Source organism: Sorangium aterium, from assembly GCF_028368935.1.
Lineage (GTDB): Bacteria > Myxococcota_A > Polyangia > Polyangiales > Polyangiaceae > Sorangium > Sorangium atrum.
On record NZ_JAQNDK010000001.1, the window covers coordinates 3,917,688 to 3,937,283 of the forward strand.

A 19,596-nucleotide genomic window follows, 5' to 3' on the forward strand; every position below is an offset into this window, starting at 1 on the left:
CTTCGAACGGATTTAGCTTTGCTGGAGAGATTTCTCCACCGCCGCCAGCGCCGGGCTTGGGCTTATCTCCGCTGATCGATCGTCCTCGTCCGGCCATTCCCTGCTCCAGTCCACCAAACGATTTCAGACATGGTGTCATCGTTTGATGGTGGGCGTCAAGGCGCGCACCCGGCGCGTGACTCGGTCGCATGGTGGTTGAACAGCGGTGACCGCCGAGCGCGTCGCCTGTGGACACGCGCGCGCTCGGCGGGGCCCCGGCGCGGCTCAGGAGAAGCCGTCGATGGCCGCGTTCAGCGTGGCGCTGGGCCGCATCGCGGCGAACGTCTTCTGATCGTCGAAATGGTAGTAGCCGCCGAGGTCGACGGGCTTGCCCTGCGCGCCGATCAGCTCGCCGTCGATCTTGGACTCGTTGTCCGTCAGGGTCTGGGCGAGCTTGCCGAACTTCGCCGCCAGCTCCTTGTCCTCGGTCTGCTTGGCGAGGGACTGCGCCCAGTAGAGCGCGAGGTAGAAGTGGCTGCCGCGGTTGTCGATCTCGCCGACCTTGCGCGCCGGGCTCTTGTTGTTCTCGAGGAACAGGCCGATCGCCGTGTCCAGCGCCTTGGCGAGCACCTTGGCCTTGGCGTTGTCGGTCTTGTTGGCGAGGTCCTCGATCGAGACCTGCAGCGCAAGGAACTCACCGAGCGAGTCCCAGCGCAGGTAGTTCTCTTTCTGCAGCTGCTGGACGTGCTTCGGCGCCGAGCCGCCGGCGCCGGTCTCGTACAGACCACCACCGGCCAGCAGCGGCACGATGGAGAGCATCTTGGCGCTGGTGCCCAGCTCCAGGATCGGGAACAGGTCCGTCAGGTAGTCGCGCAGCACGTTGCCGGTGACGCTGATGGTGTCCTTGCCCTCCTTCATGCGGGCGAGCGTGAACTTGATCGCTTCCACCGGGCTCTTGATCGGGAGCTCCAGGCCCTTGGTGTCGTGCTCGGGCAGGTAAGCCTTGACCTTGGCGATCAGGTTCTTGTCGTGGGCGCGGTTCTCGTCGAGCCAGAACACCGCCGGGGCGCCGGTGGCGCGCGCGCGGGAGACGGCCAGCTTGACCCAATCCTTGATGGCGATGTCCTTCGTCTGGCAAGCGCGGAAGACGTCGCCGGCCTCGACCTTCTGCTCCAGCAGGGCGTTGCCGGCGGCGTCGACGACGCGCACCGTGCCGCTCTCGGCGATCTTGAAGGTCTTGTCGTGTGAGCCGTACTCCTCCGCGGCCTGCGCCATGAGCCCCACGTTCGGCGAGGTGCCCATCGTGCGCGGATCGAACGCCCCGTGCTGCTTGTGGAACTCGATCGTCGCCTGGTAGATGCCGGCGTAGGAGCGATCGGGGATCGTGAACTTGGCGTCGTAGAGCTTGCCATCCGTGCCGTACATCTTGCCGCTGGAGCGGATGGCCGCCGGCATCGAGGCGTCGATGATCACGTCCGAGGGCACGTGCAGGTTGGTGATGCCGCGGTCGGAGTCGACCATGGCGAGCGTCGGGCGCTGCTCGTAGAGGGCCTTGATGTCCGCCTCGATCGCCGCCTTCTCGTCTGCCGGCAAGCTCTGGATCTTCGTGTACAGGTCGCCGATGCCGTTGTTCGGGTCGAAGCCGACCTTGGCGAGCGCGGCCGCGTGCTTCTCGAGCGCCTCGGCATAAAACACGCTGACGGCGTGCCCGAAGAGGATCGGGTCGCTGACCTTCATCATCGTGGCCTTGAGGTGCAGGGAGAACAGCACTCCCTGCTTCTTCGCGTCCGCCACCTGCTCGGCGTAGAACGCGCGCAGGGCCTTGGCGCTCATCACGCTGGCGTCGACGACCTCGCCCGCCTGCACCTTGACGCTCGCCTTGAGCACGGTCGTCTTGCCGCCGGCGACGAGCTCGATCTTCAGCTCCTGCGCCTTGTCCACCACGACCGACTTCTCGCTGCCGTAGAAGTCGCCGCTCGACATGTGCGCGACGTGGCTCTTCGACTCACGGCTCCACGCGCCCATCGAGTGCGGGTGCTTCTTGGCGTAGTCCTTGACGGCCGGCGAGGCGCGGCGATCGCTGTTGCCCTCGCGCAGGACGGGGTTCACGGCGCTGCCGAGCACCTTGGCGTAACGCGCCTTGATCGCCTTCTCCTCCTCGGTCTTCGGCTCGGAGGGATAGTCCGGCACGGCGTAGCCCTGCTGCTGCAGCTCCTTGATGGCGGCCACGAGCTGCGGAATGGAGGCGCTGATGTTGGGTAGCTTGATGATGTTGGCGTCTGGCGTCTTCGCCAGCTCGCCGAGCTCCGCCAGGTGGTCGCCTAGCTTCTGGTTGTCCGTCAGGCGCTCGGGGAAGTTGGCGAGGATGCGGCCCGCCAGGGAGATGTCGCGCGTCTCGACCCGGACCCCGGCGGCCTTCGTGAACGCCTCGACGATCGGGAGGAGCGAATAGGTGGCCAAGGCCGGCGCCTCGTCCGTCTTCGTGTAGATGATGGTAGAATTTTTCGTTTCCACTGTTTTCTCGAGGGTTGAACGGGTCGGGATTATCGGGAAGGTTTCGCCGGACGCCAAGGGCCCGTCGCACCGGCAGAATGCCCGGCATCGAAATTTGCGCAAGCCGCCCCTGGCTCCGGGCCGAGTCGCCGCCGACCAGCCCCCGGATGCACGAGCGGCGGGCCGCGGCAACGCGGAACGGGCCCCAGCGGTGCGCGGCCGCGGGAGAGGGAGCCAGACCCCGGCACCGGCACGCTCTCGGCTATGCCGCAGCGCGCAAATACAAGAAGCCGAAGCGCCAAGCTCTCCGCGCGGGAATACGCTTCTCCCGCGAGCGGGTACCGAGTGTCACCACGAACGGTGACAGTCGCGCGGCATCAGGCCAGCGCTCGCCGACGATCTCGTCATTTCGCTTCTTTCGATGAGCCGAAGCTACACCCTGCGGAGCCGATGAACGTCCGTAGGCCCGCGCTCGGCCTCGACTCACCTCGCCTCGCCATGGATTCGCCCGGCCAACGTCGCCACGTGCGCCACCAGATCCGGCGGCTTCACCGGCTTGGCCAGGTGCATCTGGTATCCGGCCTTGAGCGCCCGCGCGCGATCCTCGGCGCGCGCAAACGCGGTCAACGCCAGCGCCGGCACGCTCCCCCCACGCTCCTCCGGCAACTGCCGTACCTTCTGGATCAGCTCATACCCGCCCTCGTGCGGCATGCCGATGTCGCTCACCAGGACCATCGGCTGGTCTCGCTCCAGCTCCGCCAGGGCCTCGACGACCGAGCCCGCCGTCCGCACCTCCGCCTGGCACTCCGCCAGTATCCGCAGGAGCAGCTCTCGCGTGTCCGGCTCGTCATCCACCACCAGCACCCGCACCCCCTTCAAATTCAAGAGCTCCCCGCCACGAGGCCATGATGGCCGGCGCTGCGGCGCCGAGGGCGGCTCTCCTCCGGCCAGCGCCGCCACGTGCTTCACCTCCAGCGGCAGCTTCACCGTGAAGCTCGCCCCCTGGTCCTTCCCTGCGCTGGCCGCCTCCACCGTCCCCCCGTGCAGCTCCACCAGGTGCTGCACGATCGAGAGACCCAGACCCAGCCCGCCGTACTCGCGCGTGGTCGAGGCGTCTGCTTGCCGGAATTGCTCGAAGACGTACGGCAAAAACTCCGGTGCGATGCCGATCCCCGTGTCGCTCACCGCGAGGCGCGCGTACGACCCCTCGCGGCGCAGCGACACCCTCACCTGCCCGCCCTGCCGCGTGAACTTCATCGCGTTGCTGAGCAGGTTCCACACGATCTGCTGGAGGCGATTCGGGTCCCCGATGACGTGTTCTCCTGGCGACTCGACGCTGAGCTCCAGGCGGATCCCCTTCGCCTTCGCCGCCGGCTCGGTCGACTCCAGCAGCGTTTCGAGCATCTCGGTCAGATCGACCGCCTCCACGTCGAGGCTCAGCCGCCCGCCGATGATGCGCGACATGTCCAGCAGATCGTCGATGAGCTTGGATTGCGCCCGCGCGTTCCGCTCGATCGTCCCGAGCGCCCGGCCCAGGATCTCGTCCGATGGGCCGCGCATACGGAGCAGCTGCGACCAGCCGAGGATCGCGGTGAGCGGCGTCCGCAGCTCGTGGCTCAGCAGCGCCAGGAACTCATCTTTCAGCCGCCCGGTGCGCTCGAGCTCCGCCCGCGCCGCCTGCTCGCGGGAGAGGAGCATCTCCCGCTCCGCCTCGGTCCGCTTTCGATCGCTGATGTCCGTGGAGATCCCGCAGACCGCGTACGACCGGCCCGACTCGTCGAAGAGCGGACACTTGATCGCGATGTACGTGTGGAGCCCATCGTCCTGCGGCACGATCTCTTCCATCTCCAGCGGCCCCCCGGCCGCCACCACCTGCCGATCGAAAGCGCGAAGCGCCTCGGCGCACTCCGCGGGGAACAGATCATAGTCGGTCTTGCCGGCGATCGACCGCGCGGTCACATGAAACAACTCTTCGTAGCGGCGGTTGATCATCAGATAGCGTCCTTCGAGGTCCTTGACGTAGATGACCGCCGTGGAGTTGTCGAAGATGGCCTGAAGCAGGTGCTGGCTCTCGCGCAAAGCAACCTCCGCGCGCCGCCGCTCGGCGTTCTCCGCCTCGAGGGCGGCGTTCGAGCTCGCCAGCTCGGCCGTGCGCTCTCGCACCCGCTGCTCCAGCTCCTGGTGGGCGCGCACGAGCTGCGCGTTCTTCGCTTCGAGCTCCTTCTGCGCCTCGCGCAAGCTCAGGTGCGTCCTGATCCGCGCGAGCACCTCTTCAATCTCGAACGGCTTGGTGATGTAGTCGACGCCCCCCGCCTCGAACCCCACGAGCTTGTCCGCCACTTCTCCGAGGCAGGTCATGAAGATCACCGGGATGTCTCGGGTGCCCTCGGCCGCCTTCAGGCGCCGGCAGGTCTCGAACCCGTCGATCCCGGGCATCACCACGTCCAGCAGGATCAGGTCGGGTCTCATGAGGCTGGCCCGCTTCAGGGCCGCCTCCGCGTCCTCGGCGGCGAGCGCCTGATGACCTGCGGATTCCAGATGATCCACGAGCAGGGCCAGGTTGGCGGGCATGTCATCCACGACGAGGATCGTGCCCTCACGAGCACCGGGCGCGGAGGCTCTGCTCATGACAGTTGACCGTCGGCCACCGCCGCGCCGACCGCGGCATGCTCCTCGACGAACTCCTGCAGCTTCCGCATTTGGTACGTCCGCGCCAGCGTCTGGAGCTGCTCGAGCCAGGGGCCGAGCCGCGGCTCGCTTTGCTGCATCCGCTCCGCCTCCGCCAGCACCTTCCGGATACGGCCCGACGCCACCAGTTGCGATAGCAGCGATAGCTGTTCGGCCGAGGGCGGCACCAGCGCGCTATCCCCCTTCACCGCCGCGGGGACCGTGGCGTTCACCGGTTCGTGCGTCCATTCCACGCGCAGGAAACGCGCGATCTTCTCGAAGAGCAGGTTGGCATGCACCGGCTTCGGCAAGAAGTCGTCCCAGCCGGCGTGGGCCCCCTTCGGCTGTTCGGCGGCGTTGACGTTCGCCGACGAGGCCAGGATCACCACCCCGTCGAGCTCGGGCATCTGCCGCAGGCGGCGCGTGGTCTCATAGCCGTCCAGGCCTGGCATGGCCAGGTCCATCAGGATCAGCGCCGGCCTGTGCTCCAGGGCCAGCCGCAGCGCGGATTCGCCGCCGTCGGCCTCGACGAGGTCGAAGCCTATGGGCACCAGCAGATCGCAGAACAGAGCGCGGTTGCCGGGGTTGTCGTCCACGACGAGGATCTTGCGGCGCTCGCCGCGATAACCGGTGATCGTGGCCCACGCCAGGGCCTCGTCGGCGGCCGCGGAAGAGAGCGCCTCGGCGAGCGTGAGCGTCACGGTGAACGCGCTGCCTTTGCCGAGCTCGCTCTCGACATCAATGGTCCCGCCCATATGCTCGATGATCCTCTTGCTGATGGCGAGGCCGAGCCCGGTGCCCTCGCTCTTCACCCTCTGGTCTCCCACCTGCTCGAAGGGCTCGAAGATGCGCGCGAGGTGCTCCGGGGCGATGCCCGTGCCCGTGTCCTCGATCCGGAAGCGCACGTCGCGCTGCCCATCTCCGCCCTCGCCCAGGGCGTCGACGAGCAGGGTGACCGCGCCGCGCTCCGTGAATTTGATGGCGTTGCCGAGCAGGTTCAGGAGCACCTGCGTCAAGCGCTTCTCGTCGGCGTACACGGCGGCGAGCGCCGGGCCCCGCACCTCGTGGGTGAACGCGGTGCCCCTCTGTTCGGCGCGCACGCTGCAGAGGTCCACCACGTTGTGCACGAAGGAGGGGAAGTCAAACCTCCGGGGGACGAGCTCCATCTTGCCGGCCTCGATCTTCGCGAGATCCAGGAGGTCGTTGAGCAACGCCAGGAGGTGCTCGCCCGATTTCTTCACGATCTGCACCCCTTCGCGGCTCTTCGGCGAGAGCTCGGGCGCTCGCATGAGGAACTGAGCGTAACCCAGGATGCCATTGAGGGGCGTGCGCAGCTCATGGCTCATGCTCGAGAGGAAATCGCTCTTCGCTCGATTGGCGCGGTCGGCCGCCTCCTTGGCGATCCGCAGCTGCGCCGTCCGCTCCTGGATCTTGACCTCCTGGTCCCGGTACAGCACCGCGTTCTCGACGGCGATCGCCGCCTGCGAGGCGAGCACCGACAGGAGCTCCACGCGCGCGGGAGGGAACGCCGACGGCACGTCGCGGTGCTCCAGGTACAGCACGCCCACCACGTGGCCCCGATGCGTCAAGGGCAGCGCCAGCAGCGAGAGCACCGCGTGCAACGCCAGGTACGGGTCGCCGGCGAAGCGCGCGTCGGACCTCGCGTCGCCTGTCACCACCGGCTCGCCCGTGCGGGCCGCGTATTGCACCACCGCGACGGGCACGTCGTGGCTCTGCCCGAGGGGCTCCGACAGCCCTGCCTCGATGCGGGTCCCCTCCACCCAGAGCCGAGCGACGACCGAGAGCGCGTCCCCTTCGCTGAGCACCAGGGCGCCGCGCTGCGCCCCCGCGTTCTCCAGCGTGAGCTCCATCAGCCGGCCCACCACGCGCCCCGGGTCGAGCTCGCCCGAGAGGGCCTGCGCCGCGCGCACCGCGGTCTTCACGTCGAAATGCGCGCCTGTCGACCTGCCCGTGGTCGTGGTGGTCGCCATCACGGTCGTACGCTCCGAGGCCGACTCGTGCAGGGACGCCTTCAGCAAGGCGGGATACCTCGCGTTCAGATGGGCGACAACCGCGTCAGCACCCCAGCGCGCGTAGGCGTCGCGCGCCTCGCGCAGGTACATCGCCCCGACGTGGGTCTTGCCCGCCTCCAGCCGAAACTCGGCGGAGAGCTGGGCTGCCAGGGCCTCGATGTGCAGGAAGCGGTGCTCGCGGGCCAGCTCGATGGCCTCGTCGTACCTGGCCGCCGCCTCATCGGGCTTGCTGAGGACGCGGGCGTATTCGGCCTCGGCGAGGCGCAGCTTGTGGAGGAAATTGGCCTCGCAGCCTTCGGTGAAGTAGCGCAATCGCGCGAGGCTGTGCTCGATGTGCTGCCGCAGCCGCGCCCGCTCCTCGTCCGTGACGGCGACGGGCCAGCGCTTCGCTGCTGCGAGCGCGAGGAAGAGCGCGATGTCCGTCACCATCGGGATCCCGAGGAGGTCTGCCTGGAATTGCTCCGCCTCCCGCATCCTCGACAGCGCCCGCTCCCACTTGCCAACAGCGCAGAACAGATATCCTTCCAGCGTACGAGCGAACCCTCCGGTGTACCTGTCCCCGTCGGCCAGGAGGGAGCGCGAACCTCGTGGCAATGGCTCCTCCTCCAGGAGGCGCTCGGCGCCGTCAGGAGACATCAAGACCTCGCAGAAGGACGCGACCAGCTCGAAGTGGTGTCGCCCGACGGCGTCCCCTGCGCGCTGCACCAGCTCCCAGCGCGCCTTGTGCTGCGCGTCGACCTGGCCGAGCGGCAGGCCGCGCCACAGCCGGTAGTAGAGCAAGTCGCACAGGAGCCCCCAGCTCGTGCCTTGAAACGACCCGATCTTCAGGCCGGCAGCGATGGCTTGCTCGTAAACGGGGGACGCTTCATCGATGGGCCTCGAGTGGCCCAGGTAGATCCCCTTGAGCGCGAGGCACTCGGGGAGCATCGCGGAGCCGACGCGCTCTGCGGCGCGCACCCCGGGCGTGAGCCAGCGCATGGTACGGCGATACATGCCCGTCGCCACCGACCACGCGTTGGCGAAGCTGCAGATCATGAGGGTGGCAGCAGGCGTGAGCGCGTCCCGCCGTATCGCCTCGGACACGATGCGGGCGATGACGAGCGTATACAGCATCGGCCGGCCGCCGTAGATCGCGCAGAGCTGCGCCTGCGTCATCAGGGCATCGATGAGCCGGTGCTCCAGCGACGGATCGACCTGCATTCGATCGAACCCGTCCGGGTCACGGTCCAGCCATTGATCCAGCTCGGTGGACTCTTGCAGGAGCGCGACCTGACACGCCTCATCCGTGTCGGGGAACGTGATGCCCTGCTTCGCGAGGGCGGCCATCCCGAGCCCGATTCCGCGCGCGTACTGGCCCGTGGCGACACAGCAGCGCGTGCGGATCTCCTGCGCCGACAGCCAGGCGACCTCCGGCAGAGGCCTGTCCAGCAAGGCGAGCGCCCGCGCCTCGACGTCGTCGAACTCCCGCAGCAGATAGGCGGCCTCCAGGCGCTCCAGCCCGATCTCCGCCGACAGCGCGCGCTCCCGCTCCCAGGCGCGTCCGCCGAGGAGCGCCTGCGCGCTGTCCAGCAAGTTGGCCATCAATCGGTAGGAGCTCGCCGCCTTCGCGCAGCGAGCGGCCTCCAGGTTCAGCCGCGCGAGCTCCTTGCGCTCCTCCACGGACTCGAGCCGCGCCGAGCCCAGGTTCAGGTGCCGCACGAGCTCCAGGAATTGCTGGACCGTGCCCCCTTCGGCGAGATGACGCGCCTGGAGCCGCCGGCCGATCTCCAGGTGCGCGAGCACCCGCTGCTCCGGCGAGATCCGCTCGTAGCTCGCCTGCTGAACGCGGTCGTGCAGGAACCGGTACGCCGCGTCCATCGCCGCCGCGCCAATGACGCCGAGCGCCTGCGCGGGGCGGTAAGCCCCGTCGACCGGCACCACCAGCTCCGCATCCAGCGCCGGCCATAACGCCCCCGTGACCGGGGCGCGCTCCCACCCGCTGAGCCGCTCCAGATCCTGCAGGTGGAACGTGTGGCCTGCGCAGGCCGCGAGCCCCAGGAGCTGCTGCGTCGGCTCGGGCATCTCACGCACCTTGTCTGTCAGGAGCGCGACCACGTTATCGGTGACGCCCGCCCTCTCGAGCGACGATTGATCCCACCGCCACGCCCCGCTCTCCGGATCCCTCACCACCTGCTTCTGCCGGTGCAGCGAGAGCAGCAGCTGCTCCAGGAAAAAGGGGTTTCCGCGGGTCTTGCGCGAGAGCACGCGCGCCAGCGGCTCCACCCGCGCGGGCTCGCTCTCCAGCGTCCGCGAGCACCACTTTTGCACCTGCTCTCCCGACAGCGGGCCCACCGTCATCCGCGACACCTTGGCCTCGCTCTTCTCCACCGCCTCGACGAGCTTCCACAGCGGGTGCTCGGGCGGCGCCTCGTTGTCGCGGTACGCCGCGATCACCAGCAGCGATTTGCGCTCCACGTCCGTGAGCAGCGTCTGCAGGATGATCAGCGTGGCGCTGTCGGCCCACTGCATGTCGTCCAGGAACATCACGAGCGGCGGGTTCGGCGCCGTGACGGCTCGCACGAAATTCAGCCACGTCAGCTTCTGCCGGTTGAGCACCTGCTCGCCCTCGACCGGCGGCACGGGCGGCAGCTTGCCCATGACCAGGTCGAGCTCCGGCACCACGTCCGCGATGAGCCGCGCGTTGTCCCCGACCTCGCGCCGGATCCGCTCCTGCCAGGCCTCGAGCACCGCTTCCGAGCTGGAGAGCCATTGGCGCATCAGCGCCCCGAACGCTTGCGCCAGCGCCGCGTAAGGCGTCGACCGCGCGAGCTGATCGTGCTTGCCCGCGATCAGGAGCCCGCGCCCCGCCTGCGCGATATCCCTGTAGACCGTCCGGACCAGCGCCGTCTTGCCGATGCCCGAGGGGCCGCCGACGAGCAGGAGCTCCGTCATGCCCTGCGCGGCGCGCGCAAAGGACTCGCCCACCCGCTCGACATCGCGCTCCCGTCCCACGAGCACCTGTGGCAACCGGAGCTTGCGCGAGAAGTCTTTTCTTCCCAGGCCGAACGGCTCCACCGTGCCCCGCTCGTCCCATCGACGGAGGGCCTCCTCCAGATCCTCTGCCGCGCCGCGGGCCGTCTGGTAGCGCCGCTCGGGATCCTTGGCCAGGAGCTTCGCGACGATGGCTGCCACGGTCCTTGGCACCTCCGGGGCGACGGCGTCGAGCGGAGGCGGGTCCTTGGCCAGGTGCGCGTGCACCAGCGAGAGCGGATCGCGCTCCGTGAACGGCAGCCGCCCCGACATCACCTCGAAGAGCGTCACCCCCAGCGAGTACAGGTCCGTGCGCGTATCGAGCGCGCGCGCTGTGCGCCCCGTCTGCTCCGGGGAAATATAGACAAGCGTCCCCTCCAGCGCCTCGGGGATGCTCGCCTCGGTGGCCTCCTGGGACAACAGCGAGGCGATGCCGAAGTCGAGCAGCGTGACCCTCTCGCAGGCCTCGTCCACCAGCACGTTTTGCGGCTTGATGTCCTTGTGCATCACGCCAGCGGCGTGCACCCCCTCGAGCACCCGTGACAGGAGCCGGCCGAACCGCAGCGCGGCCCCGACCGGCACGCGCCCCTGCTTGGCGAGCAGGCGATCGAGCGAGCCGAGGCCAGGATCCTCCAGCACCAGCGCCGCCGCGCCGCCCCGCTGCTCCAGCGCCCGTGCGCGCGCCACCCCGGGCACCTGTGCGAGCTGCACGAGCACCTGGTGCTCGTGGATCAGCCGCCCCATCACACGCGGACTGGCCACCTCGGCCACGGGGATCTTGATTGCCACGCGCGCCCCCGAGGGGACATGGACCGCGCGCCATACCCGTGTCTCGTTGCCGTCGTAGATTACCTTTTCCAGCGTGTAATCCCGCAGCTCCATCGTTGCCCCCCTCGCATCCTTCAGGGGCGCCGCTGTCGGATCATCATCGTAGTGCCGAGCAGGACGGAATGCGACCGGCGATCCTCCCTCCGGGGAATTTTTCGGGCAGCCTCTGCTGGACGATAAGGCCGTGGTCGTCTCAGCGCTTGCCGGCGACCGAGCGTGTTCCTACGCGAGCTGTCCCCCCGCACCAGTCAGCTTGTCAGCCACCATAAGCGCCGAGCAAAACCGGACCGAGCCAGACGGCCGAGGGCATCGTTGTTCACCAAGCTCGTTCGGTCGCGCTCAGGCCACACGGCTACTCTCGCCGCACTCCTCTTTTTTTCGTCGTTCGCCTTGCGCGTGCGCTTCGCTCGTTGCCGGCGGGAGGCTCGGCGGTCGCCGCCGCGCGCCTGCGGAACTCGGCGACGAGCATGTCGACGAAAAGGCGGACGCGCGGCGAGAGGTGGCGCTTGCTGGGGTAGACGACGCGAAGATCCTTGCGGTTGATCGACCAGTCGGCGAGCACGCGGACGAGGCGCCCCCTGCGCACGTCCTCGGCGCAGAGAATGCTGGGTACGGGCGCGATCCCGACACCGGTGCGAACGGCCTCGTGCAGCATGGCAAACGAGTTCATCGAGAGCGTTCCGCGGACGTCGGCGCGGCGCACCTCGCGCCCGCGCTCGAACGTCCAGCGCGTCACGCGCGATTCGCCGTAGACGACGCACGTGTGTTCGTCGAGATCGGCAGGCGACTTCGGCCTGCCGCGCGCCTCGAGATACGATGGGGTCGCGCACAGCCACAGATCACCTCCCGTCAGCCGCTGCGCGATGAGGCTCGAGTCGTCGTCGGAAGCGAAGAGCATGATGGCCACGTCGAAGCCGTCTTCGATCGGGTTCACGGGACGGTCCGAGGCGACGATCTCGATCTCCACGGCCGGATGGCGTTGCGTGAACGCCGCTGCCACGCTGGCGAGGAACGATTGGCCGAACAGGAGCGGCGTCGCCACCCGCAACACGCCGCGTGGGGAGGACTCGAGGTCCTTCACCGCGGCGTTGGCCTCTTCCATCTCGGACAGGATGCGCGCGCAGCGCTCGTGATAAGCGGCGCCGGCGCTCGTCGGCCGCACCACGCGCGTCGTGCGCTCGAGGAGCCGCACGCCGAGCGACGCTTCGAGGCGGGCCACACGCTCGCTGACCGTCGATCGCGGCAGCCGCAGCGCTTTCGCCGCTGCGCTGAAGCTCCCGAGCTGCGCCACCTCCACGAACGTCGCCATCGCGTCGAAGTCGAACATTGTGCAGCCTGGTCGAACAGGCTATTCGCCGGTCGCTGCCTGGTCAAGCGCAGCGGGAGAACGTACCGTGGCTCTTGACATGGCCACGGCTGGCAGCGAAGGAATGGAGAACCCCATGATCCTCATCTGACCGTGGAGGTGTGCCGTTTCGCGGGCCAAAGGCGAGCACCTTCCTGGAGTTCGCGCGCGATTCGCGAGCCGAGCTCGGCTGACAGACGCTCTACTGGCGATTGCCATCCACGAGGTACAGCGATGCAAGACGAAACGCATGTCGAGGATTGGGGAGAGCTCTTCGTCACGCGCAAGTGCTGCGGCGCCGGCACGTGCCGGAACTACGCGCCGGAGCTCCTGGGCGAGGTGGCGCCGGCCAGCGACCTCCGGGAAGGCCGCCGCCTCTCGGTGCTGCCGGGCTCCTACGAGGACGGCGCCTTCACGGGTGTGCTGCGGCAGCCGCGGAGCAAGGAAGATCTGATGGCGGCGCGGACGGCGGCCGCGGCGTGCCCGTTCGGCGCCATCAAGCTCAAGCCGGGCGCGGCGCGGGCTCGTCGGGGCGATCTCGGGTCACCTTGGCGCGGTTTTCCACGGCCCATCGAGGATCATGTCTGGGTCATCGGACAGCCATCCATCAAGAACTTCGGCGCCGTGTCCTATTTCATCGAGCGCGACGGAGGCGGGGTGCTGATCGATCCCCCGAAGCCGAGCGAGGAGGTCTTCCGATGGCTCGCGGAGCACGGCGGCGTGCGATGGCTCTTTCTGACGCACCGGGACCACACGAACCACCACGCCGAGTTCGCCAGCCGCTTCCCGGGTTGCCGCCGCATCATCGGCGCCGCAGACGTGAACCTCCGTGAGACCAAGTACATGCCCTCGACCGGCGACGTGGAGATCAAGCTCGGGAACGAGCTCGGCCCGCTCTCGATCGAGGGGCAGTCGCTCTCGAGAGAGGCGGCCAGAGAGGCCGAGATCATGATATTGCCGCAGCCCGGGCACACGCCGGGCTCGCTGTGCCTCCTCTATCGAGGGCGCTTCCTGTTCACCGGGGATCACCTGAGCTACTCGCGCTTCCTGGGTCAGCTCGTGGCGCATCGATTGCAATGCTGGGAGGATTGGGAGCGCCAGGTCCGCTCGGTGCGGTATCTGCTCGCGGCGGCCGAGGCCGGCTGGCTGAGGTTCGCGTGGGTGTTGCCGGGTCACGGGGAATGGGCCCGCCTGCCGGGCGAGGGGAGAGCGGCCGAGACGGCCACCGAGCTCCGCCGCGTCATCACGTCGATGGAGCAGAAGCCAAAGGGGTATACGCCGCTGAGCCGCTGGATCCTGTACGTTCAGAGCCGGATGGCGCCCGAGAAGACGCTCGGCCGCGCGCTACGCGCGATCGGCGGCGGGAGCGACGCCTGGGTCTTGCCGCGCGGCGCGCGGAGCTCGCTCACCGATTTCGATCCCGACAAGACGCAGGTCGCCCTGCGCCGGCTCTATCTCCTCGGCGCCGCCGCGCTCCTGGCCGCCGCCGGGACCGCATGGCTCACCGCGCGCCGGGACATGAGCGCCCTTTCTGGTCGCTCCTAGGACGCTAATCCCACGGCTTCTCCCCGTCAGCGGTTGTCCGCGCGCGCGTCCAACTTCATCGAGCCGGCGATCTGCCTCGTTGTCACGTTGAACCGATTGAAGAGGTTGACCAGCCCGATGTGCAGGGTCAGCGCCGCGAGCGCCGGCTCGTCGTAATGCCGCGCGGCCTCCTCCCAGACGGCGTCGGGCACCGGATCCGCGCGGTCGCTGAGCCTCGTCGCGGCCTCGGCGAGCGCCAGCGCGGCGCGCTCCGCGTCGGTGAAATAGGGCGCCTCGCGCCACGCCGCCACGGCGAACATGCGCTCGTCGGTCTCGCCCGTCTTCTTCATCTCGCGCGCGCCTATGTCGACGCAGAAGCCGCACCCGTTGATCTGGCTCACCCGCAGGTGGACGAGCTCGAGCGTCCGCGCCGGCACGCCGCTCTTCTTCACCGCGCCGATCAGGGCGTAGATCGGCTGCATGACGTCGGGGATGACCATCGCGGGGTTCTTCATCCGTGCTTTCAGCATGTTCGTGCTCCTCCCGAGGGGCTCGGGTGTGCTCGCCAACCGTGACAGGACGCAGAACGTCCGTTCGCGTCGTCACATCGGCTAGGGTTCGTCCGTCACAGCCATGACGAAGCACGACGAGGGAGTGTGACCGATGGATGAAAATAGTTGGCTGGCGGAGCGGTTCGAGGCCCACCGGGCCCACCTGCAGGCCGTGGCGTACCGGATGCTCGGCTCCCTGAGCGAGGCGGAGGACGCCGTACAGGAGTCCTGGCTCCACCTGAGCCGCGCCGACACGAGCGGCGTCGAGAACCTGGGCGGGTGGCTGACGACGGTCGTGGCGCGGGTGTGCCTCGACATGCTGCGCTCGCGCAAGGCGCGGCGCGAGGACCCGATGGCCGCGCCCGACCCCGCCGTGGACCGCGAGGCCGGGACCGATCCCGAGCGCGAGGCGGTGCTGGCCGACTCCGTCGGCCTCGCGCTGCTCGTGGTGCTCGACACGCTGACCCCCGCCGAGCGGCTCGCGTTCGTGCTCCACGACCTGTTCGCGGTCCCCTTCGAGGAGATCGCCTCCATCGTGGGCCGCTCCCCGGCCGCGGCGAGGCAGCTCGCGAGCCGCGCCCGCCGCCGCGTGCAGGGCGCGCCCCCGTCTCCGGACGCCGACGTCGGCCGCCAGCGCGAGGTCGTCGACGCCTTCATCGCGGCCATGCGCGGCGGCGACTTCGACGCGCTCGTGGCGATCCTCGATCCGGACGTCGTGATCCACGCCGACGCCGCGGCCGAGCCCCCGGCCGGGGGCGAGGTCCGCGGCGCGCGCGCCTGGGCCAAGCAGGCGATCCCGGCCGCGCGCGGCGCCAGGTTCGCCCGCCCCGCCCTCGTGGACGGGACGGTGGGCATCGTCTTGGCCCCGCAGGGGCGGCTCTTCCGGGTGCTCCGCTTCACGCTGGCGCAGGGGAAGATCGCCCGGATCGACGTCGTGGGCGACCGCGAGCAGCTCCGCGATCTCGACGTGTTGGTCCTCGACGGCGGACCGCACCCGGAGATCTAGGCGTGGACCCGATCCCATCTCTCGCGGTGGTCATTCACCACCTCATCCGCTCAGTAAGGTGTTCCGTCCTTGTGCGTGTAGACGTACTTGCCGCCCACCTTGCGGACGGCGAGATCCTCGTCGGGATACTCGGCCCTGTCTTCGGGATCGCGGTTGCTGATCTCGAGGTAACGCGCTGGCGCGGCGCTGCGGTTGACGAAGTGATGCCCGTTGCGCGCGCCGGCCGGAAAACCCGCGCACTGACCCGCCGTGAGCACCTGCTCGCCGTCGTCCGTGCGCAGCACCACCTCGCCCTCCAGCACGAATACGAGCTCGTCCTCGTGAGAGTGGTAGTGCCGCAGCGCCGACTCCTTGCCCGGGAAGAGCGTGGTGAGGTTGACGCCGATCGTCGTCAGGCCGAGCGCGTCGCCGAGCGCGCGCTTCTCGCGCGGCGTGACGCGCGCGCGAAGCGACTCGGGGTACGTCGAGCCGGTGCGGGGCTCGAGATCGCTGGGGTTCAGGGCAGGGCGTTTGAGGGGCATGATCATCTCCGAGCAAAGCGGCTGCGCTCAGCGGCCGCGCTGTGTGGGCATGAGCGTGGAGGCGAGCGTCGCCGGGCTCAAGGGGATCGCGGGCGCTCACGACCAGCCCCGCACCCCGATCCTCTCCCGGAGGGAGAGGGAGGAGGCTATCGGGAGCGCCGTCACGCCGGCCAGGCGCGCGCGGCCAGCAGGGCGGCGCGGCGCTCGGGAACCTGGAGCAGGACGCGATCGCGGACGCGGGCGAGCACTTCGGCGGGCGCGGTCTCGGGGGAGCCGGCGTCGAACGGCGGCTGCGGATCGTATTCAATGCTGAGCTGGATGGAACGAGCGACGTCCGCGCCGGCGACCTCCGCCACGAGGGTGAGCGCGAAATCGATGCCAGCGGTGACGCCGCCGCCCGTGATCACATTGCCGTCGCGCACGACCCGCGCCGCTTCGGTCTGGATGCCGAGCTCGGCGAGCAGCGGCCGGAACGCCCAGTGGCAGGCGGCGCGTTTGCCATCGAGCAGGCCCGCGGCGGCGAGCAGCAACGAGCCCGTGCACACCGAGGTGACGTAACGCGCGGCGCGACCGAGGCGCTGGACATGCGCGACGAGCTCCCGATCACCGAGGGCCGCCGTCAGGCCGTAGCCCCCGGGCACGCAGATCGCGTCCGCTTCGGTGATGTCGGACAGGCGGGCGAGCCCGCTGAAGGTGAGGCCGCTGTCGGCGGACAGCGAGCCGCCCTCGCGGGAGGCCACCACGAGGCGCGCGCCGGGCAGGCGCTGCAACACCTCGAACGGGCCCGTGAAGTCGAGCTGCGTGAGCCGGGGATACAGGATGAAGACGATCGTGAACGGCCTTTCCATGGCGCGCCTCTCTGCCGGAGTTGACCGAACCATCCCACGATGGCAGCTTGGCAGAAAGGACAAACAGTCCTCCTTTCCTGCCAAGCCCATGCCCCACGCGCCTACGTGGCCGAGACCGGCGTCACCCCCGCCAAGGCCGTCGAGCGCCTCCGGGTGGAAGCGGCGCGCTCCCCCCGTCCCGCCTGCCCCGATCGGATCAGCACGCGCCCCCTCTGAATCGTCCCACCCCCGCTCCAACGGCGTCGTCAGGAGCCGCTGAGACGCTCCTTGGCGCGCGCTCTCACGAACATCGCTCCGTCGCGCGCAAGCCCCGACAGCACCTCGGCGGTGGCTTGCCGGTGGTCCGCGACGGCGTAGCGGACGTGCGCGTTTTCGTCGGCGGCGCGCCGCCTCAGGATGTCGAGCGGACAGTCGGCGCGCCATACGATGTGACGGCGCACGACGAAGTCCGGGTCGTGTTCGAGGTCGAGCAGCAAGGACAGTGGACATGTCTCGTTTCTGCCAACCTGCAAGCGCACATACGAATCGGCGTCACGCGCGAGCTGCGATAACACGCGCTCGGGCGTGCTCGGATTCTGCGCGACCGCGCCGCGAACGAAGACGCCGGCGGAGTCAGCCAGCTGGGCGAGTAGCTTCTCCGGTGTGAGCGGGTGCTTTGCGATCTCCTCATGGTTGTCGGGCAGGGCGCTCGCGTTGACGAGGATGTCCGGCGTCACGCCTGGATGCGTGAACACGACGCGACGCAACCATTCGCTCGGAGCAACGCACCATCGGCGTAGCCACGCTTCCGGACAATCGGGTCGCTTCGCGAGCTCGCGCTTCACCCTGTCGTCGTCGTCGTTCGCAAGGGCTGCGAACTGTTCGGCGCTCAGCGCGCGGCGCTGCGCCACGCGTCGACGAACATCCGCGCGCGGGTCGCGCAGCAAGCGCTGCAAGTGCGCGGCATCGAGCGCTTCGTGGGTCGCGAGCACGAGGCGCACGACGGGAGGCGGATTGTCTGTGATCTGGGCGTAAAACGCGGCGGGAAAGTCCGGGCGTCGCAGGAGCGCGAGCAAGACTGGTTCGTGCGAATCGGCGAGAAGCGCGGGCATCTCCGCGTCGTCCCACGGCAGCGACGCGGCGGCGGCGACGCGATAAGAAGGGGATCGGTGGCGCGCGAAGGCACGCAGTGTGTCGAGCGAGAGACCCATGCGCGTCTCGGCGACGAGCCGCACGGCTGCGTCGGCGTCGTGACGGAAGCGTTCGAGCCAGCCGCGCGGACATTCGCGATGCGAAGCGACGGCGCAGCGTGCCTGGCCTCCGAGCTCGGCAAACTCGGCGAGCACGGAAGCGGGCACCGCCTCGTTGCGCGCGATTCGCGCGAGATCTTCGCTGAAGTGATGCGGAATCGCCGCGGCGTGTTTTGCGATCGCGCGCACGTTGCCGTCGCCGTCGGTCCAGAGCAGGCGGCGGAGCGGCTCGTCACAGCCTGGATGGGCGGCGACAGCGCACCGGACGGCGCGCGTCGGGTCACGCGCGAGTCGAGCGAGGACCTCGCGTGGAGCACCCGTGCGGCGGGCGAGGGCGCGACGAACGCCGATGGCCTGGTCGGCGGCGAGCGAGAGGAGCGTCGCGAGCGGCGTGTGCGGGTGCAGCGCCGCCTTGACGCGCAGACCTTCGTCGGGGGAGCGCGCGAGCGTTTCCAGATCATCGGCGCTGAGCTCTGCAGTCCGTCGCTTCATTCACAGGGATATTTAGCAGACCCCCCGCGCCAGCACAGGTCCGTCCCGCAGGCCCTATCCCTTCGCGCCGCGCGGCCGCAGCCAACTCAGAATCTGGCCCCCGCCGCGACACGGACCGTCGCGAGCTTTCCCTGCTCCAGACCGAACCCGAGCGGCTCGTCCAGCGCCACGAGCAGCCCGGCCCGGAAGTACAGGCCCGACGTGGGTGGCTCCACCCCGACGAAGGGCTCGGCCGCGAGCTGCAGCTTGTCGGTCTGTGTGAGCGGGAACGCAGCCTGGAGCCGCGCGCCGACCCCGAACCCGCCCACGCTGCGCAGCTCCGCCTCGTTGCTCTGCTCGATGAAGAACTCCGTGTCCCCGCCGCCCGTGGGGATGGCGAACATCGCCACGAGATCGCTCCGCACATAGAGCGCCTCGATCGGGCGCAGCTCGATGCCGCCCCGGGCCCGCAGCGGGACGTGCTCCAGGAGCGCCCGCTGCGTGTCGAAGTACCCCCGCACGGCCAGCGCCGCCGCCGCGGCCGCCTTCGTGTCGTCGGACGGATCCTGCGTGATGGGGATGGAGGCCGAGAGCCCACCGACGAGCATCAGCATGGGGGAAATGTTCGCGGCGTAGTGAAGTCCTATCGAGGGATTGCCGAAGAAGAACCCCTCGAGCTCCGGCGCGACGGTCGCCGCGTCGCCCTCCGCCGCGTCGCCCTGCCCCGGGCCGGGCGCGCTCGCGTGGCTGCTCCCGTACGCAAACGGCAGCTCGGCGTCGAGGTGGAGCCCCGCGACGAGCTTGATCTGGGCGACCGCCGCGAAGGACGCCACGAAGGACTTCCCCTCCCACGCGCCGCTCGTCCCGTCGCCGCTCACGGCTTCCCAGTCGGGGAGGTTCGCCTCGATGGTGCTGGTGAGCACGTCCGCCTCCACGCCGAGGCGGAAGCCATAGGACTTCGCCCACTGCCCTTCCGTGACGGTCTCCTCGGCGAGCGCCGGCGGGGTGAACGAGAGCAGGAGCGAGAGGGCGGCGAAGGGCGAAGCAAGCTGGCGCATGCGGACAGGGTATCTATTTTTCCGGACCGAGGCC

At 69.2% G+C, this 19,596-nt stretch carries 11 protein-coding genes; 2 read left to right on the forward strand and 9 right to left on the reverse strand.

What is annotated here, in order from left to right; translation table 11 throughout:
• Positions 1-264: 264 nt before the first annotated feature.
• The 4 genes from POL72_RS14510 to POL72_RS14525 all read right to left on the reverse strand — a co-directional run bounded on the left by POL72_RS14510 (position 265) and on the right by POL72_RS14525 (position 12,336).
• The gene (locus tag POL72_RS14510; protein WP_272095814.1) at positions 265-2,493 is read right to left on the reverse strand and encodes an NADP-dependent isocitrate dehydrogenase; all 2,229 of its coding nucleotides are present in this window, start codon (positions 2,491-2,493) and stop codon (positions 265-267) included.
• Positions 2,494-2,955: 462 nt separating this feature from the next.
• Positions 2,956-5,100: a response regulator gene (locus tag POL72_RS14515; protein WP_272095815.1), complete on the reverse strand. Its 2,145-nt coding sequence runs from the start codon at positions 5,098-5,100 to the stop codon at positions 2,956-2,958.
• Positions 5,097-11,063 carry an AAA family ATPase gene (locus POL72_RS14520; RefSeq protein ID WP_272095816.1) on the reverse strand — a complete coding sequence of 1,989 codons (5,967 nt, stop codon included), beginning with the start codon at positions 11,061-11,063 and terminating at the stop codon, positions 5,097-5,099. Before POL72_RS14520 ends, POL72_RS14515 begins: the two co-directional genes overlap by 4 nt.
• Before the next feature lie 298 nt (positions 11,064-11,361).
• A complete protein-coding gene (locus POL72_RS14525; RefSeq protein WP_272095817.1) occupies positions 11,362-12,336 on the reverse strand; it encodes a LysR family transcriptional regulator in 975 nt (324 codons plus the stop codon).
• Between the two features lie 252 nt (positions 12,337-12,588).
• Here POL72_RS14525 and POL72_RS14530 point away from each other — a divergent pair, with 252 nt between their 5' ends.
• Complete coding sequence (locus POL72_RS14530; protein WP_272095818.1) at positions 12,589-13,899, forward strand: MBL fold metallo-hydrolase; 1,311 nt, start codon at positions 12,589-12,591, stop codon at positions 13,897-13,899.
• Between the two features lie 26 nt (positions 13,900-13,925).
• Here POL72_RS14530 and POL72_RS14535 read toward each other — a convergent pair whose 3' ends face one another.
• On the reverse strand, positions 13,926-14,408 hold the full coding sequence (locus tag POL72_RS14535; RefSeq protein ID WP_272095819.1) for a carboxymuconolactone decarboxylase family protein: 483 nt from the start codon (positions 14,406-14,408) through the stop codon (positions 13,926-13,928).
• A 133-nt stretch (positions 14,409-14,541) separates the two neighbouring features.
• On the opposite strand from POL72_RS14535, the gene POL72_RS14540 reads away from it, so the two are divergent.
• Positions 14,542-15,435 (forward strand): sigma-70 family RNA polymerase sigma factor, encoded by an 894-nt coding sequence (locus POL72_RS14540; RefSeq protein WP_272095820.1) that lies wholly within the window; start codon positions 14,542-14,544, stop codon positions 15,433-15,435.
• A gap of 50 nt (positions 15,436-15,485) precedes the next feature.
• On the opposite strand, the gene POL72_RS14545 is transcribed toward POL72_RS14540, so the two are convergent.
• The 4 genes from POL72_RS14545 to POL72_RS14560 all read right to left on the reverse strand — a co-directional run bounded on the left by POL72_RS14545 (position 15,486) and on the right by POL72_RS14560 (position 19,562).
• Positions 15,486-15,956, reverse strand: coding sequence for a cupin domain-containing protein (locus POL72_RS14545; RefSeq protein ID WP_272095821.1), 471 nt, complete (start codon positions 15,954-15,956; stop codon positions 15,486-15,488).
• Positions 15,957-16,117: 161 nt separating this feature from the next.
• Positions 16,118-16,804: a DJ-1/PfpI family protein gene (locus POL72_RS14550; protein ID WP_272095822.1), complete on the reverse strand. Its 687-nt coding sequence runs from the start codon at positions 16,802-16,804 to the stop codon at positions 16,118-16,120.
• A gap of 245 nt (positions 16,805-17,049) precedes the next feature.
• Complete coding sequence (locus tag POL72_RS14555) at positions 17,050-18,525, reverse strand: hypothetical protein (protein WP_272095823.1); 1,476 nt, start codon at positions 18,523-18,525, stop codon at positions 17,050-17,052.
• An 86-nt stretch (positions 18,526-18,611) separates the two neighbouring features.
• The gene (locus tag POL72_RS14560; protein WP_272095824.1) at positions 18,612-19,562 is read right to left on the reverse strand and encodes a hypothetical protein; all 951 of its coding nucleotides are present in this window, start codon (positions 19,560-19,562) and stop codon (positions 18,612-18,614) included.
• Positions 19,563-19,596 lie beyond the last annotated feature (34 nt).

Coding starts and splice junctions, on each gene's coding strand:
- POL72_RS14515 (WP_272095815.1), bottom strand. CDS start 5,100: ATGAGCAGAGCCTCCGCGCCCGGTGCTCGTGAGGGCACGATCCTCGTC.
- POL72_RS14525 (WP_272095817.1), bottom strand. CDS start 12,336: ATGTTCGACTTCGACGCGATGGCGACGTTCGTGGAGGTGGCGCAGCTC.
- POL72_RS14550 (WP_272095822.1), bottom strand. CDS start 16,804: ATGGAAAGGCCGTTCACGATCGTCTTCATCCTGTATCCCCGGCTCACG.
- POL72_RS14520 (WP_272095816.1), bottom strand. CDS start 11,063: ATGGAGCTGCGGGATTACACGCTGGAAAAGGTAATCTACGACGGCAAC.
- POL72_RS14540 (WP_272095820.1), top strand. CDS start 14,542: ATGGATGAAAATAGTTGGCTGGCGGAGCGGTTCGAGGCCCACCGGGCC.
- POL72_RS14535 (WP_272095819.1), bottom strand. CDS start 14,408: ATGCTGAAAGCACGGATGAAGAACCCCGCGATGGTCATCCCCGACGTC.
- POL72_RS14545 (WP_272095821.1), bottom strand. CDS start 15,956: ATGCCCCTCAAACGCCCTGCCCTGAACCCCAGCGATCTCGAGCCCCGC.
- POL72_RS14560 (WP_272095824.1), bottom strand. CDS start 19,562: ATGCGCCAGCTTGCTTCGCCCTTCGCCGCCCTCTCGCTCCTGCTCTCG.
- POL72_RS14555 (WP_272095823.1), bottom strand. CDS start 18,525: ATGAAGCGACGGACTGCAGAGCTCAGCGCCGATGATCTGGAAACGCTC.
- POL72_RS14530 (WP_272095818.1), top strand. CDS start 12,589: ATGCAAGACGAAACGCATGTCGAGGATTGGGGAGAGCTCTTCGTCACG.